The sequence below is a fragment of the Cellulomonas soli genome, from assembly GCF_052036975.1.
Lineage (GTDB): Bacteria > Actinomycetota > Actinomycetes > Actinomycetales > Cellulomonadaceae > Cellulomonas > Cellulomonas soli_A.
Genome location: NZ_JBQIAR010000010.1, coordinates 24,691 through 40,581 on the forward strand (window position 1 = coordinate 24,691; position 15,891 = coordinate 40,581).

General features: G+C 73.8%; 10 protein-coding genes. 8 read left to right on the top strand and 2 right to left on the bottom strand.

Annotated features, from left to right (window positions below):
- Nucleotides 1-18: 18 nt before the first annotated feature.
- The 8 genes from ACTHAM_RS11675 to ACTHAM_RS11710 all read left to right on the top strand — a co-directional run bounded on the left by ACTHAM_RS11675 (nucleotide 19) and on the right by ACTHAM_RS11710 (nucleotide 10,045).
- Nucleotides 19-528: a dihydrofolate reductase gene (locus ACTHAM_RS11675; RefSeq protein ID WP_440687583.1), complete on the top strand. Its 510-nt coding sequence runs from the start codon at nucleotides 19-21 to the stop codon at nucleotides 526-528.
- Between the two features lie 76 nt (nucleotides 529-604).
- The gene (dapA, locus tag ACTHAM_RS11680; RefSeq protein ID WP_440687585.1) at nucleotides 605-1,522 is read left to right on the top strand and encodes a 4-hydroxy-tetrahydrodipicolinate synthase; all 918 of its coding nucleotides are present in this window, start codon (nucleotides 605-607) and stop codon (nucleotides 1,520-1,522) included.
- A gap of 29 nt (nucleotides 1,523-1,551) precedes the next feature.
- Complete coding sequence (locus ACTHAM_RS11685) at nucleotides 1,552-3,237, top strand: ribonuclease J (protein WP_440687587.1); 1,686 nt, start codon at nucleotides 1,552-1,554, stop codon at nucleotides 3,235-3,237.
- An 89-nt stretch (nucleotides 3,238-3,326) separates the two neighbouring features.
- Nucleotides 3,327-6,020: a DNA translocase FtsK 4TM domain-containing protein gene (locus tag ACTHAM_RS11690; protein WP_440687589.1), complete on the top strand. Its 2,694-nt coding sequence runs from the start codon at nucleotides 3,327-3,329 to the stop codon at nucleotides 6,018-6,020.
- Nucleotides 6,017-8,251, top strand: coding sequence for a putative bifunctional diguanylate cyclase/phosphodiesterase (locus ACTHAM_RS11695; RefSeq protein WP_440687591.1), 2,235 nt, complete (start codon nucleotides 6,017-6,019; stop codon nucleotides 8,249-8,251). The genes ACTHAM_RS11690 and ACTHAM_RS11695 overlap by 4 nt, the downstream gene beginning before the upstream one ends.
- Nucleotides 8,252-8,324: 73 nt before the next feature.
- Nucleotides 8,325-8,915 (top strand): CDP-diacylglycerol--glycerol-3-phosphate 3-phosphatidyltransferase, encoded by a 591-nt coding sequence (gene pgsA, locus ACTHAM_RS11700; RefSeq protein WP_440687593.1) that lies wholly within the window; start codon nucleotides 8,325-8,327, stop codon nucleotides 8,913-8,915.
- 16 nt (nucleotides 8,916-8,931) lie between these two features.
- A complete protein-coding gene (locus ACTHAM_RS11705; RefSeq protein ID WP_440687595.1) occupies nucleotides 8,932-9,432 on the top strand; it encodes a CinA family protein in 501 nt (166 codons plus the stop codon).
- Between the two features lie 271 nt (nucleotides 9,433-9,703).
- Complete coding sequence (locus tag ACTHAM_RS11710; protein WP_440687597.1) at nucleotides 9,704-10,045, top strand: helix-turn-helix domain-containing protein; 342 nt, start codon at nucleotides 9,704-9,706, stop codon at nucleotides 10,043-10,045.
- Nucleotides 10,046-10,109: 64 nt separating this feature from the next.
- On the opposite strand, the gene ACTHAM_RS11715 is transcribed toward ACTHAM_RS11710, so the two are convergent.
- Nucleotides 10,110-10,880 carry a DNA-formamidopyrimidine glycosylase family protein gene (locus ACTHAM_RS11715; RefSeq protein WP_440687599.1) on the bottom strand — a complete coding sequence of 257 codons (771 nt, stop codon included), beginning with the start codon at nucleotides 10,878-10,880 and terminating at the stop codon, nucleotides 10,110-10,112.
- A gap of 24 nt (nucleotides 10,881-10,904) precedes the next feature.
- Nucleotides 10,905-15,857, bottom strand: a complete 4,953-nt coding sequence (locus tag ACTHAM_RS11720; RefSeq protein ID WP_440687601.1) for an ATP-dependent helicase — start codon at nucleotides 15,855-15,857, stop codon at nucleotides 10,905-10,907.
- Nucleotides 15,858-15,891 lie beyond the last annotated feature (34 nt).

Sequence of the window (15,891 nt, forward strand, 5' to 3'; positions counted from 1 at the left end):
CGGGCGGGGTCGGCACACGTGGGCATCGCACTGATCTGGGCGTGCACGGCCGACGGCGTGATCGGCAAGGACGGCACGCTGCCCTGGCGGCTGCCGGAGGACCTGGCACGGTTCCGTCGGCTCACGCAGGGCTGCGCGGTCGTGATGGGTCGGGCGACCTGGCAGTCGCTGCCGCCGCGCATGCGCCCGCTGCCGGACCGCCGCAACCTTGTGCTGACCCGCACCGAGGGGTTCCTCGCCGCGGGCGCGCAGGTCGTCGCCAGCCTCGAGGAGGCGTTCGCCCTGGGGGGCGCCCACGGATCGGGGACCACCTGGGTAGTCGGCGGGGGAGCGGTGTACGAGCAGGCGCTGCCGTACGCCGACCTGGTCGAGCAGACGGTGGTGGACGTGGCCGTGGACGGCGACACCTGGGCCCCCACGCTCGATCCGCGACGGTGGACCCTGACGGCGTCCGACCCGACGTCTGGATGGCACACCAGCGCAGGGGGCCTGCGGTACCGGTTCGAGACGTGGCGCCGGACCGCCTGAGGCCCGGCGCGCGACCGGGTTCCCTGGGCCGGACGTCCGCCGGGTGCGCGGGTGCGCGAGCGGTACCGTGAGCCCCATGCCGCACGTCACGTCGACCGTCCGCCCGTTCGGCGCGGTCCTCACCGCGATGGTCACCCCGATGAGCGCCGACGGAGAGGTCGACCTGGACGCCGCCGTGGCCCTGGCCCGGCACCTCGTCGACCACGGGCACGACGGCCTGGTGCTCAACGGCACCACGGGCGAGGCGTCCACGACGCACGCCCCCGAGAAGGCCGAGCTCGTCGCCGCCGTCGTCGAGGCCGTCGGGGATCGCGCCCACGTCGTGGCGGGTGCCGGCTCCAACGACACGGCGCACGCGGTACGGATGGCCGAGCAGGCCGCCGAGGCCGGTGCGCACGGGCTGCTCGTGGTCGCCCCGTACTACTCGCGGCCCTCGCAGGACGGTGTGGCCCGGCACATCGAGGCCGTCGCCGGCTCGACCGACCTGCCGGTCATGCTCTACGACGTGCCGGGGCGCACCGGTGTGCGCATCCAGCCCGCCACCGTGGCGCGCCTCGCGGAGCACCCGCGCGTGGTCGCGGTCAAGGACGCCTCAGGTGACCTGGCCGGGGCGATCCGCTCGATCGCCTCGACCGGGCTGGCCTGGTACTCCGGCGACGACGGCGCGTACCTGGCGCTGCTCGCCCAGGGTGCCGTCGGCATCGTGTCCGTGGTCGGGCACGTCGCCGGACCGCAGCTGGCCTCGGTGACCGCTGCCTGGGACTCCGGGGACCACGTCGCCGCCCTGGCGACGTTCCGCACGATCCTGCCCGCGATCGACGCGGTCAACGGCGCAGGGTTCCAGGCCGTCGCTGCGAAGGCCGCGTGCCAGGCGCTCGGCCTCGTCCCGGGACGCACGACGCGCCTGCCCCTGGTCCCTGCCACCGGCGACGAGCTCGAGGAGATCCGTCAGGGCCTGCGTGCCGCCGGGCTGCTCGACGTCGCACCCCGCTGACAGCACCACCCTCGTCATTGGAGGCCTGAGTGAGCCACCCGCATCCCGAGCTGACGCTGCCACCCCCGCTGCCCGAAGGAGCACTGCGTGTCGTGGCGCTCGGCGGGCTCGGGGAGGTCGGTCGCAACATGGCCGTCCTGGAGTACGGCGGCCGCCTGCTCGTCATCGACTGCGGCGTGCTGTTCCCCGAGGACCACCAGCCCGGGGTCGACCTGATCCTGCCCGACTTCGACTACATCCATGAGCGCCTGGACGACATCGAGGCGATCGTCCTCACGCACGGTCACGAGGACCACATCGGCGCCGTGCCGTACCTGCTGCGGCTGCGCGACGACATCCCCGTGATCGGCTCCCAGCTGACCCTGGCGTTCGTCGAGGCCAAGCTCAAGGAGCACCGGATCACGCCCCTGACCCTGGCCGTCGCCGAGGGGGAGACGGAACAGCTCGGGCCGTTCTCGTGCGAGTTCGTCGCGGTGAACCACTCGATCCCCGACGCGCTCGCGGTGGCGGTGACCACCGGTGCGGGCACCGTGCTGCACACCGGCGACTTCAAGATGGACCAGCTGCCGCTCGACGGCCGCATCACCGACCTGCGGGCCTTCGCGCGCCTGGGCGAGAAGGGTGTCGACCTGTTCATGGTCGACTCCACCAACGCCGAGGTGCCGGGGTTCGTGGCCCCCGAGCGGGGCATCGGACCGGTGCTCGACTCGGTGTTCGCCGAGTCGAGCAAGCGCATCGTCGTGGCCTCGTTCGCCTCGCACGTGCACCGCGTGCAGCAGGTGCTCGACGCGGCCGCCGCGCACGACCGCAAGGTCGCCCTGGTCGGACGCTCGATGGTGCGCAACATGGCCATCGCCTCCGAGCTGGGTTACCTCAAGGTGCCGGACGGCGTGCTCGTCGACGCGAAGAAGATCGACGACCTGCCCGACGACGAGATCGTGCTCATGTGCACCGGGTCGCAGGGCGAACCCATGGCCGCGCTGTCGCGCATCGCCAACAACGACCACAAGATCTCGGTCGGCCCCGGCGACACGGTGATCCTGGCGTCCTCGCTGATCCCCGGCAACGAGAACGCCGTCTACCGCGTGATCAACGGACTCACCCGGCTCGGTGCGCGCGTCGTGCACTCGGGCAACGCCAAGGTGCACGTGTCCGGGCACGCCAGTGCCGGTGAGCTGCTGTACTGCTTCAACATCCTGCGCCCCCGCAACGTCATGCCGATCCACGGCGAGGTGCGGCACCTGGTGGCGGCCGGCGCCCTGGCGGTGCAGACGGGCGTGCCCGCCGACCGGGTCGTGCTCGCGGAGGACGGCGTGGTCATCGACCTGGTCGACGGTCGAGCCAGTGTGGTCGGTGCGGTGCCCTGCGGTTACGTGTACGTGGACGGGTCGAGCGTCGGCGGGATCACCGAGGCCGAGCTCAAGGACAGGCGCATCCTCGGCGACGAAGGATTCGTGTCGATCTTCGCGGTCGTCAGCTCCGCGGACGGCAAGGTCCTGGCCGGTCCGCAGATCCACGCGCGCGGGTTCGCCGAGCAGGACGAGGTGTTCGAGGACATCCTCCCCGAGCTCACCGCCGCGCTCGAGGAAGCCGCTCGTTCCGGCACCGCCGACACGCACCAGCTGCAGCAGGTGATGCGCCGTGTCGTGGGGCGCTGGGTCTCCAACCGGCTGCGGCGTCGTCCGATGATCATCCCGGTGGTCGTGGAGGCCTGACCTCACCGGTCGGGTGCACCTCACCCGGTCGCAGACACGCAGGCCCGGCGTCGGCGGTCCGGGGGACCGGTCGGGCTACCGTGAGGACCATGGCCACCCGCACGTCCTCCCCAGCCAGCCGTACGCGCACCTCAGCAGGTGCCGGCACGCGCGGCACGGGTGGGGCTGCCCGGGGTGCGTCGTCGCGAGGGGCCGCCCGCAAGCCGCCCGAGCCGCCGCGCCGGGCGCTGCCGGTGCGCATGGTGCGCGGACTGTGGATGGGCGGTGCCCACCTGATCGGCGGGACCGCGCGGCGCATGGGGCACGGCGCCAGGGACCTCGACCCGGCGCACCGTCGCGACGGTGCGGCCTTCACGCTGCTGGCGCTGGCCATCGTCATCGCCGCCAGGGAGTGGTGGGGTCTGTCCGGGACCGCCGGGGACGTCGTGCACAACATCGTGGCCGGCACGTTCGGCCGCGTGGGCGTGGCCGTGCCCGTGGTGCTGCTGGCGCTCGCGATCCGGCTGATGCGGCACCCCGACCGGGTGCAGGCCAACTCGCGCATCTCGATCGGGCTGTCCGCGATCACGCTGGCGGTGTGCGCCCTGGTGCACCTCAGCCGGGGTCTGCCCTCGCCCAGCGACGGGTTCGAACCGGTGCGGGCCGCCGGCGGTGTGGTCGGGTACCTGGTCGGCACGCCGCTGGAGAGCCTGCTGACGGCCGTCGTGGCCGTGCCGCTGCTGGTCCTGCTGGCGTTCTTCGGTGTGCTCGTCGTGACCGCCACCCCGGTGCACCAGATCGGGCCGCGGCTGCGCGAGGTCTACGACCGGCTCACCGGGAACCACCGCGAGGAGCCGGTGGCGGAGGACGACGACGCGCCGCTGGTCATCCATGCCGGGCACTCGGCCCTGCCCGAGATCGAGCAGGCTCCGCGACGCAAGCGGCGGGGACTGGGTCGCAAGGCCAAGGAAGGGGTCGGCGAGGACGTCGTCGACACCACGCTCGAGGAGTACGTGGGTGACGAGGCGTTCCTGCGCGCCGCGCAGGTCGCGCACGACGAGCACGCCGACGACCCCACCGAGACGGTCGACGAGGTCGGCCCCGCAGCCGTCACGGCGCCGACGGCGGTCGTGAAGGGCCAGGACGCGACACCGACACGTACGCTCGCGCCGCCGGTCACCACCGGTGTGCCGCGCGGCGAGCAGCCGATGCTCGAGGGCGACGTGCTCTACTCCCTGCCCTCCGAGGAGGTGCTGGTCAAGGGTGCGCCGCACAAGGTCCGCTCTGCGGCGAACGACCGGGTCGTCGAGGCCCTCACCACCGTGCTCGACCAGTTCGAGATCGACGCGCAGGTCACCGGCTTCACCCGCGGCCCGACGGTCACCCGCTACGAGGTCGAGCTCGGTCCGGCGGTCAAGGTCGAACGTGTCACCCAGCTGAGCAAGAACATCGCCTACGCGGTCGCCTCGGCGGACGTGCGCATCCTGTCGCCGATCCCCGGCAAGTCGGCGATCGGCATCGAGATCCCCAACACCGACCGTGAGACGGTCGCCCTGGGTGACGTGCTGCGCTCGAGCGCGGCACGCCGCAGCGAGCACCCGATGGTCATCGGTGTCGGCAAGGACGTCGAGGGCGGGTACGTCACGGCGAACCTGGCCAAGATGCCGCACCTGCTGGTGGCCGGCGCCACCGGCGCGGGCAAGTCGAGCTTCGTGAACTCGATGATCGTGTCGATCCTCATGCGCTCGACGCCCGACGAGGTCCGGATGATCCTCGTCGACCCCAAGCGCGTGGAGCTCACGCTCTACGAGGGCATCCCGCACCTGATCACCCCGATCATCACCAACCCGAAGAAGGCCGCCGAGGCCCTCGAGTGGGTGGTGCGCGAGATGGAGGCCCGGTACGACGACCTGGCCATGTTCGGGTTCAAGCACATCGACGACTTCAACACCGCGGTGCGGGCCGGCAAGGTCAAGCCGCTGCCCGGGTCCGAGCGCAAGATCGCCACGTACCCGTACCTGCTGGTCATCGTCGACGAGCTCGCCGACCTCATGATGGTCGCACCGCGTGACGTCGAGGCCTCGATCCAGCGCATCACGCAGCTGGCTCGTGCGGCCGGCATCCACCTGGTGCTGGCCACGCAGCGCCCGTCGGTCGACGTCGTCACCGGCCTGATCAAGGCGAACGTGCCCTCGCGGCTGGCGTTCGCGACCTCCTCGTTGACCGACTCGCGCGTCGTGCTCGACCAGCCGGGCGCCGAGAAGCTCATCGGGCAGGGCGACGCGCTGTTCCTGCCCATGGGTGCCGCCAAGCCGATGCGCACGCAGGGCGCCTGGGTCTCGGAGTCCGAGATCCACGCCGTCGTCGAGCACGTCAAGACCCAGCTCAAGCCCACCTACCGCGAGGACGTCGCCGTCGCCGCGGTGAAGAAGCAGGTGGACGACGACATCGGCGACGACCTCGACCTGCTGCTGCAGGCCGCCGAGCTGGTGGTCACCACGCAGTTCGGGTCCACGTCCATGCTGCAGCGCAAGCTGCGCGTGGGCTTCGCCAAGGCCGGGCGGCTCATGGACCTGCTCGAGTCGCGCGAGATCGTCGGTCCGTCCGAGGGTTCCAAGGCCCGCGAGGTGCTCGTGCAGCCCGACGACCTGGCCGGCACGCTGGCGCTGCTGCGCGGCGAACCGGCCGAGGACCGGTACGCGATCACCGACGGTGCGATGCCCGGGGACCCGCCGGTCGCGACCGACTACTTCGACGACGACGAGGGCGACGACGCCGGGCCGCGGTCCGGCGGGCGGCGGTGAGCCCACGGGTGTGGTCCGGCGCCGTGCAGCAGGGGTGGGCGGACATCACGGTGGACCCCCTCGGCTCGCTGGCCACCGCGATCGCCGCCGTGGCGGTGCTGGCACTGATCGCGGTCCTGGTGCTCCTGGCCAGGGAACGTGCGCACCGACGCAGCGCCCAGGAGGCCCTTGCGCACTCACGTGAGCTGCGGCACCGGTACGACGCGCTCCAGGCCGTCACGCGCGAGGGCGTGCTCGTGCAGTCGCTCGCGGGCCGGGTGCTCGACATGTCGGGCCGCGCCGCGGCGATCCTGGGTCTGGAACCGGCCTCCGCCGTCGGCCAGGCCATCACCGACCTTCCCGTGGTGCTCGTCAACGAGCAGGGCCTGGCGATGAACCCCGCCGCCGTGCTGGGTCACCGCACGGGGACCGCGCGCGCCGGGTACTCGGTGGACTCCGAGCTGGTCGGCGTCGTGCGGCCGGGCACGGCGGTCACGCAGGCGCGCATGGTGCAGGTCGCCACGCAGCTGGTGCCCGCCGGTGACGGCGACGCCGCAGCGGTCCTGACGACCCTGGTCGACGTGACCGGTCGGCGCGAGGTCGAGGCAGCCCTGAACCGCAGCGAGACCCAGTTCCGGGTCGCCATGGAGAACGCGCCGATCGGCATGGCGCTCGTGGACCCGCAGTGGCGCATCGTCGAGGCCAACGCGGCGCTGGCCGAGCTGCTCGGCACGAGCGTCGACGCGCTGCGCGGCTACCCCATGCCCGAGCTGTCGCAGGCCGAGGACCGGGACGTCGAGCTGCGGGAGGTCCAGCGCCTGCTGGACGGTGAGCTGCACCGGTTCTCACTCGAGAAGCGGTACGTGCGCGCCGACGGTCACCTGGTGTGGGTCGCCCTCGACGCGGCACTCGTGCGTACCGCCGACGGCCGCCCCGACCACTTCGTCGTCCAGGTGCGGGACTCGACCGAGTCGCGGCTGCAGGCCGAGCTGCTCACCCACCGCGCGATGCACGACCCGCTCACGGGCCTGGCCAACCGCACCCTGCTGCAGGAGGTCCTCCAGTCGGTGCTCGAGCAGCCTGGTGTCGTCGAACGGGTGGCCGTGCTGGCGTGCGACCTCGACGGGTTCAAGGACATCAACGACCGGTACGGCCACGCCACCGGGGACGAGCTGCTCGTGCACGTGGCGGGGGTGCTGCGTGCAGCGACCGCGCGTCGCGGGACCGTGGCCCGGCTCGGCGGTGACGAGTTCGTGGTGGTGGTGCAGGACGTCGACGGACCCAAGGCGGTGTTCGAGGTCGCGGCGGCGGTGCACGCGGCGCTGCGGGAACCGGTCCGGGTGGGCCGACGTCGCCTGACTGTCTGCGCGAGCGTCGGCATCGCCCTGGCCGACCCCGAGACCATCGACGGGGGTGCACCGGCCCTGCTCGCTGCCGCGGACGCCGCCATGTACAGGGCCAAGGCCGCCGGGCGCGCCCGCACGGAGGTCTACGACGCCTCGATGGACGTCCCGACGGGCGGGCTCGCCCACGAGCTGATCGACGCGTTCGAGGAGCGCCGGCTGGTGGCCCACTACCAGCCGATCGTCGACCTCGCCGACGGGCGCGTCGTCGGGTACGAGGCCCTCGTCCGGTGGGAGCACCCGGTGCGCGGCCTGCTGCTGCCGGGCGCGTTCCTGCCGCACGTGCAGGAGGCCGGCCTGGCCGTGCCGTTGGGGCAGCTGGTGGCCACGCAGGTCGTGCAGTTCCTGGCCCGGACGGCCGACCAGACCCGGTGGTGCTCCGTCAACGTCTCCGCCGACCAGCTCGGCGACGGCGAGTTCGCCACGACCTTGCTGTCCGAGATCTCGCGGCACCGGGTGGCTCCCGGGCGGCTGGTCGTCGAGCTGACCGAGTCCTCGCTGGTGGCCTCGGGCACCCGGATCCGGCACGAGCTGACCCAGCTGTCGGCCGCGGGCGTACCGATCCTGCTCGACGACTTCGGTACCGGTGTCTCGCCGCTGTCCTACCTGCGTGACCTGCCGGTCGCCGGGGTCAAGCTCGACATGTCGTTCACCTCCGGCATCCCCGACGACCCGACCGCCGGCAAGGTCGCCCGCGCGCTGGGTGCGCTGGCACGCGAGCTGTCGATGGTGACGATCGCCGAGGGCATCGAGCACGACGGGCAGGCCGAGTACCTGCATCGCAGCGGGTGGCGGTACGGGCAGGGTTGGCTGTACGGCGGCGCCCAGCCAGGGGACTCGCTGCGCTGAGCGTGCCCGGCGACGGACCCCTCCGGCGGTGGATCGTCCCCGGGGGGTCCCCGGGCACGTCTAGGCTGTGCGCGTGGTCGATGCGCCTTCGGTGTGGAACGCCGCGAACGTGGTGACGGTGCTCAGGATCGCGATGGTGCCGTTCTTCGCGCTCGCGCTCGTCGTCGACGGCGGAGACTCTCCGACCTGGCGGCTGGTGGCCACGGCCCTGTTCGTGCTGGCGGCCTCGACCGACCGGCTCGACGGGTGGCTCGCGCGGCGCAGCGGCCTGGTCACCGACCTGGGCAAGCTGCTCGACCCGATCGCCGACAAGCTGCTGATCGGTACGGCCCTGGTGCTGCTGTCGGTGCTCGGCGAGCTGCCGTGGTGGGTGACGATCCTCATCCTGGTCCGTGAGCTCGGCATCACGATCATGCGGTTCTTCCTGCTGCGCTACCTGGTGCTGCCCGCCTCGCGCGGCGGCAAGCTCAAGACCGTGCTGCAGGCCGTGGCGATCGGCCTGTTCCTCCTCCCGCTGGACCATCTGCCGGACGTCGTCACCTGGGTGGCGTGGGTGGCGATGGTGGCGGCGCTCGTGGTGACCATGGTCACCGGTGCGGACTACGTGCGTGACGCGCTGCGCATCCGGCGCGAGGCACGCCGCCCGTCCGCCGGCACGGTGTGAGCCGGGGGCCCGCCCGGTGACGGTCTCGACCGATCCGGGTGGCCGTGCCTCCGCAGGCGGGGCCCGCGACGTCCTGGCGGCCCTCGAGGCGCGAGGCTGGACGGTCGCCGCAGCCGAGTCGCTGACCGGCGGGCTGGTCGCGGCGACGCTCGTGGACGTCCCGGGTGCCTCCCGCTCGGTACGCGGGGCGGTCGTGGCCTACGCCACCGATCTGAAGACCTCCCTGCTCGGCGTGGACGCGCACCTGCTGGCACAGCGCGGTGCCGTCGACCCGCAGGTCGCCGTCGGCATGGCCGAGGGTGTGTGCGCACGGACCGGTGCGGACGTGGGCCTGGCCACGACGGGCGTGGCCGGGCCCGACCCGCAGGACGGGGCAGCGGCAGGCACGGTGCACGTCGCGGTGCGCACCCCGCTGGGCACCCGCGTGCGCTCGCTCCACCTGGTCGGCGACAGGGCCGCGGTGCGGCGCGGTGCCGTCGAGGCGGTGCTCGGCCTCGCTCTCGAGATGCTGCGCTGACGGTGCGGTGCATCACGGTGTACCGGGCAGGTGCCCGCGCGCGGTGGATGATCCTTGCCGCGGCGGGAACACCCGTGGGGTGCACCACGTTGGGACAGGCGTGACGACCACTCGACCCGCTGCGCGACGCCTCACGGCGCACCCTGGCGGCTCACGGTACGGTGGGGTTCTTCCCCACAAGGGACAACGAGGTGGCACGGTGTCGGGCCCGCAGGCCGCGGGTGCGCCGACGGTGCCGCACCAGGAACGAGACGCGAAGGGGGGAGCCCGGATGGTCGTGTTGCGACGGGAGATCGGCGACGTGCTGCGGGATGCACGTCAGCGCCAGGGCCGGACCCTGCGCGAGGTGTCCTCGGCCGCACGTGTCTCGCTCGGGTACCTGAGCGAGGTCGAGCGGGGGCAGAAGGAGGCGTCGTCGGAGCTGCTGCACAGCATCTGCGAGGCGCTGGACCTTCCGATGTCGTTGGTGCTGCGTGAGGTCAGTGACCGCATCGCCGTCGCCGAGGGTCTGCTGATCCCCGACACGGTGCCGGCCGAGCTGGCCGCGTCGGTGGGCAGTGCAGCCGACGGCGGGTGGGCGCGAGCACGTGCGGAGCTCGCCTCGGTGGGCTGAGAGCACGACGGACGACCGGAAGGGGTCGGGCGGCCACAGGGCGGCCCGACCCCTTCCGTATGCCTCAGGGTGCGCCCTGGCAGCGCGGGCAGTAGAACACCGGGCGCTGCATCGGCGGCTGCCGCGCCTGACCGACGGCGATCGGGGTCCCGCACCGCGGGCACGGACGGCGAAGGCGACCGTGCACATGCCCCGGCGGGTACCCCGTCACCACGGCACGCTGCATGAGTGAGCGGGCCACCTGCAGCAGGTGCGCCGGCGCCGCGACGCAGTCGGCCGGCTCCCAGGGCCAGATCCGCTCGGCGAACAGCGACTCGGCCGTGTAGATCGTGCCGATGCCGGCCACGACGGTCTGGTCGAGCAGCACCTCACCGACAGGGGTGGCTCCCCGCGCGGCCCAGCGGCGCAGCGCCTCGTCGAGCCCGGCACCCGGCACGAAGTCGTCGGCGAGCACATCGGGACCCAGGTGACCGATCAGCTGCCTCTCGTCACGCGTGGCGACGACGTCGAGCATGCCCAGCAGGTGGCCGATCGCCGTCCAGCTCTCGTTGGCCAGCACGGCCCGCACCTGGGGCGAGCGGGCGGTGGCGTCCGTGGAGCCGGTGCGCGCCAGGCGCCAGGAGCCGTCCATCCGCAGGTGCGTGTGCAGCGTGCGACCGTCGGAGAACCGGGTGAGCAGGTGCTTGCCGTAGGCGACCGTGCCCAGCACGAGCGGTCCGCGCAGGTCGACCGTGGCGGCCGACGGCCAGCGCAGGTCGGCGCGCAGCAGCGCACGCCCCGCCAGGGCGGCATCCAAGCGCGTGGCGGTGCGCCGCAGGATGTCACCCTCGGGCACGTTCGCCCCCGCTGGGCATCGGGCTCACGCCTCGCCCCGTAGCCGCAGCCCGCGGGGTGTCGGTGCGAAGCCGGCCGCCACCAGGGCCTGCCCGAGCGGTCCGTGCAGGGCGCCACCGGCGAGGACCTCCACGCCGTCGGCACGGGCGATCGTGACCCGTCCTGCCGTCCGCGCGCGCAGGGTCCCGGCCAGAGCGCGCGCGGCCTCCGCGAGCGTGCGGTCGTCGTCGGAGAACGACAGCACCGTCCTGCCGCCGCGCTCCAGGTAGAGCACGAGAGCACCGTCGACCAGCACGACCAGGCCACCGGCCTTGCGCCCGGGGCGGTGCCGACCGGTGGCCGGGTCCTCACGTCCGGGTGGCAGGTCGGGCCAGGCGACAGCAGCGCCGTAGGGGTTGGCGGGGTCCGTCGCGGCGAGCACCACGGTGAACGGGTCGGACGTACCAGGGCGCGAGCTCAGGTCCTCGCCGTGCCCCCTCTCCAGCACGTCGGCGTCCGCGCGCAGTTGGTCGACCGCGCCGGGGAGGGCGAACTGCGAGCCGCCGAGGCGTTCGACGAAGTACCCCCGTCGGACCTGCCCTGCCTGCTCCAGCGCCGCCAGCACGCGGTAGACGCCACCGAACTGCGCACCGATGCCCTCAGCCGGGGCGACGGCCCGCGTGAGCACGCCGTGCCGGTCGAGCAGCTGGGCGGCCAGGGCGTGCGCGCGCAACGTCGGGTCGCTCTCCCGTGCGGGCAGCAGCGACCACCGCCCGCCGGCCGCCCCGCCCCCGTCGCTCGTCAACGTGGCCGACCCCGGCGACAGCCCTGCGGTCCCGAGACGGACCGCCGCACGCAGCCCGAGCCGCGGGCGCACGGGGCGTCCGCGCGGGGCCGTGGCGCGTGTGCGGTGGGCGGTCGTGCCCGAGCCCAGCCAGGCGCGCAGGGGCGCCAGACCGTCGTTCGTCACCTGCCCGGCCCACACCAGGTCCCACAGGGCGTCGACGACCTGCCCGGGCGTGACGGGCTCCTCGGACGCGGCGCCCACCCGCTCCACGAGCGCGCCCAGGAAGTACGCGCCACCGCCGGCGAGCGCGTCGACCACCGCGAGGTGCACCGGGTCCTGCGGTGCGTTGTCCGGCACGGGCGTCAACGTCAGGTCGGCCACGGCCGCGGGGTGCAGCGACAGCAGTCCGTCGTGCCCGGCCAGTGCGCCGTGCCCGGCCCAGAGCACCTCGCCGGCGGCGGTCAGCTCGTCGAGCATGGCCGGGCGGTAGTCGGCCACGCGGGCGGGTAGCACGTGCGTCTCCCAGGCCGAGGCAGGGATCACCGCGCCGGCGAGCTGCTCGACCACCCGGGCCACGCCGTCGACACCGCGCAGTCCCGAGGCGCCCCGGCCGGTCGCCACCCCGGACGTCGCCCGGACGCCCTGCCAGCGGGGCAGGAACACCCCGAGCGCCTGCGGGTCGACCGGTTCGACCTGGGCGCGCAGCGCCGCCAGCGACCGGCGTCGCAGGGTCCGCAGCACCTCGCCGTCGCAGAAGTCGTCACCGGTCCCGCCCAGCACCTCGGGTCGCAGGCGACCCTGGACGAGCACGCCGGTGCCCTCGAGCCGGGTCAGCACCTCGCCCACCACGGCGACGGGCAACCCGAGGCGGGCGGCCACGTCGGGCACGGTGAACGGCCCGTGCGTGCGTGCGTACCGGCGCACCAGGTCGCCGAGCGGGTCGGGCAGCACCGTGGTGAACACCTCGGGGACGCCGACGGGCAGGGCGACACCGAGGGCGTCGCGCAGCCGCCCGGCATCCTCGACGACCGCCCACTGCTCGGTGCGCTCGGCCGCGACCCCGGCCAGGCGGACCCGCAGGGCTCGCCGGGACTCCTCGAGGGCGACCAGCCACGGCTCGACCTGGTCGTGCACGTCGGGACGGACCCTCGCACGGGTCTCGGCGAGGGTCAGCGGCCCGTGCCTGCGCAGCACGTCGGCCAGCTGCTCGAGGGTGCCGGCCTGCCGGTCCGGCGCCGTGCCGGTCAGCTCGGCCTCGGTGCGGACCACCGCCTCCGGGTCGAGCAGGTCGGCCAGCTGCGACTCGCCCCCCTGACCGAGCAGCTCGGCCAGCAGGGTCGGGTCCAGTGCGAGGGCCGCGGCCCGCCGCTCGGCCAGCGGTGCGTCGCCGTCGTACAGGAACTGCGCCGTGTAGCCGAACAGCAGCGACTGCGCGAACGGGGACGGGTGGGGGGTGGTGACCTCGACGAGGCGCACCCGTCGGGCCACCACGTCACGCATGAGCCCGGTGAGGGCGTCGATGTCGAAGTCGTCCTGCAGGCACTCGCGCACCGCCTCGAGCAGGATCGGGAAGTCCGGGTACTGCGCCGCCACCGACAGCAGCTGTGCGGCGCGCTGGCGCTGCTGCCACAGGGGCTGGCGCTTGTCGGGCCGCCGCCGGGGCAGCAGCAGCGCACGCCCGGCGGCCTCCCGGAACCGGGCACCGAACAAGGCCGAGCCGGACAGCTCGGTGCGTACCGCCTCGGCGACCTCGTCGGGGTCGATGAGCAGGTCGTCCAGGCCGACCGACGGCCCGTCGCCGGACCACCAGGCGTCCGTGCCCTCCAGCGCGGCGGCGTCTGCGTCGAGCACGTCGGGCAGGCGGACGACGATGCCGTCGTCGGCGTGCATCGTGGACACGTCCACGCCGAACCGGGCCCGCAGCCGGGCGCCGATGACGACGGCCCACGGGGCGTGCACACGGGCGCCGAACGGTGAGTGCAGCACGATGCGCCAGTCGCCGAGCTCGTCGCGGAACCGCTCGAGCACGAGCAGCCGGTCGGTCGGCAGGGCCCCGGTCGCCTCGTGCTGCTCGGCGAGGTAGGTCAGCAGGTTGTCGCTCGCCCACGTGTCCAGGCCCGCGGCGGCGACCTCGCGTCGGGCGGCGTCGGCGTCGAGCGAGGTGACCTCCCGCACCCAGGCGCCCATCGCGCGGCCCAGCTCGGCGGGCCGGCCAGGGGAGTCGCCCTTCCAGAACGGCAGACGGCCCGGCAGGCCCGGTGCGGGCGTGACCAGGACACGGTCGGGCGTGATGTCCTCGATCCGCCAGGTGCTCGAGCCGAGGGTGAACGTGTCGCCGACCCGCGACTCATACACCATCTCCTCGTCGAGTTCCCCGACGCGCTTGCCGCCCCGTGCCCGGCCGCCCGAGCGTTCGGTGTCGACCGGGACGTCGTCGGGCCCGGCCGGGGTGGACGCGCCGGGAGCCCCGGCGAGGAAGACGCCGTACAGCCCGCGGTCCGGGATCGTGCCGCCGCTCGTGACGGCGAGCCGCAACGCACCGGGCCGCCCGGACAGCGTGTCGCTGACCCGGTCCCACACGATGCGCGGCCGCAGCTCGGCGAACTCCTCGCTCGGGTAGCGACCGGCCAGCATGTCGAGGACCGCGTGCAGTGTCGCGTCGCCCAGCGTGGCGAACGGTGAGGCCCGACGCACCACGGCGGCCAGGTCCGGCACTGACCAGTCCTCGACGGCGGTCATCGCGACAACCTGCTGGGCGAGCACGTCGAGGGGGTTGGCGGGGACGGCCAACGGCTCGAGCTGACCCTCGCGCATGCGCCGGGCGGTCACCGCGGCCGGCACGAGCTCGCCACGGAACGTCGGGAACACCACGCCGTGCGAGACCGCGCCCACCTGGTGCCCGGCGCGACCGACCCGCTGCAGGCCGCTGGCCACGGACGGGGGTGCGCCCACCTGCACGACGAGGTCGACCGCGCCCATGTCGATGCCCAGCTCGAGCGAGCTGGTGGCCACCACGGCGGGCAGGAGCCCGGACTTCAGCTCCGACTCGGTGCGGGTGCGCTCGGCCCGACTCATCGACCCGTGGTGCGCGCGGGCCAGGATCGTGGTGGCGTCGCGCGTGTCGACGCCGGCACCGGTGCCGGACTGGCCTGGCACGGCCGCCGGTTGGGTGGCACCCGTGTCCGGCAGGTCCAGGCCGTGACGCTGTGTCCACACCTCGTTCATCCGCGCGGTGAGCCGTTCGGCGCCGCGGCGGGAGTTGGTGAACACCAGCGTCGAACGGTGCTCGGCCACCAGGTCGACCACGCGTTCCTCGACGTGCGGCCACACGGAGGGTCGGGCCAGCGGCGCCGCGGCCGGACCGGACAGGTCGACGTCCCCGCTGGCCGTGCCCACCGTGCCCACCGTGCCACCGACTGCGCCCGGCAACCCCGCGGCGGCGACGTCCGACAGGTCCGGCACGGGCACGACGACGTCGACCTCGATGCGCTTGGTGGACGGTGGCTGCACGACCCGGACCGTCCGCCCGCCGTCCTCGAGGGTGCGGGCCCCGCCGAGGAACGCTGCGACGGCCTCCGGCGGGCGCACCGTGGCCGACAGGCCGATGCGCTGCGCGGGTCCTGGCCCGCCCGCACGGTCGAGCAGGGCGTCGAGCCGTTCCAGGGACAACGCCAGGTGCGCGCCTCGTTTGGTGCCGGCCACCGCGTGGATCTCGTCGACGATGACGGTACGCACGCCGGCCAGGCCGGCCCGTGCCCCGGAGGTGAGCACCAGGTACAGCGACTCGGGCGTGGTGATGAGGATGTCGGGTGGGGCGGTCGCGAACGCCCGCCGCTCGGCGGGCGGGGTGTCGCCGGTGCGGATGCCGACCCGTACGTCAGGCAGCTGCATGCCCAGGCGTGCTGCGGCCTGACGGATGCCGACCAGCGGTGAGCGCAGGTTCCGCTCGACGTCGGTGGCCAGCGCCTTCAGCGGCGAGACGTACACGACGCGGCACCGCTGCACGGGGTCCTCGGACGCGGGCCCGGTGAGCAGCGAGTCCACCGCCCAGAGGAACGCCGCGAGGGTCTTGCCCGAGCCGGTGGGTGCCACGACCAGTGCGTGCTCGTCCCCGGACACCGCGTCCCACGCGCCCTCCTGTGCCGCGGTGGGGGCGGCGAAGGCACCCGAGAACCACGCCCGGGTCGGCTCGGAGAATCGGTGCAGCACCACCGGGCCATTGTGCTGGTCAGGACCGACACCGACC

Coding starts and splice junctions, on each gene's coding strand:
- dapA (WP_440687585.1), top strand. CDS start 605: ATGCCGCACGTCACGTCGACCGTCCGCCCGTTCGGCGCGGTCCTCACC.
- ACTHAM_RS11690 (WP_440687589.1), top strand. CDS start 3,327: ATGGCCACCCGCACGTCCTCCCCAGCCAGCCGTACGCGCACCTCAGCA.
- ACTHAM_RS11710 (WP_440687597.1), top strand. CDS start 9,704: ATGGTCGTGTTGCGACGGGAGATCGGCGACGTGCTGCGGGATGCACGT.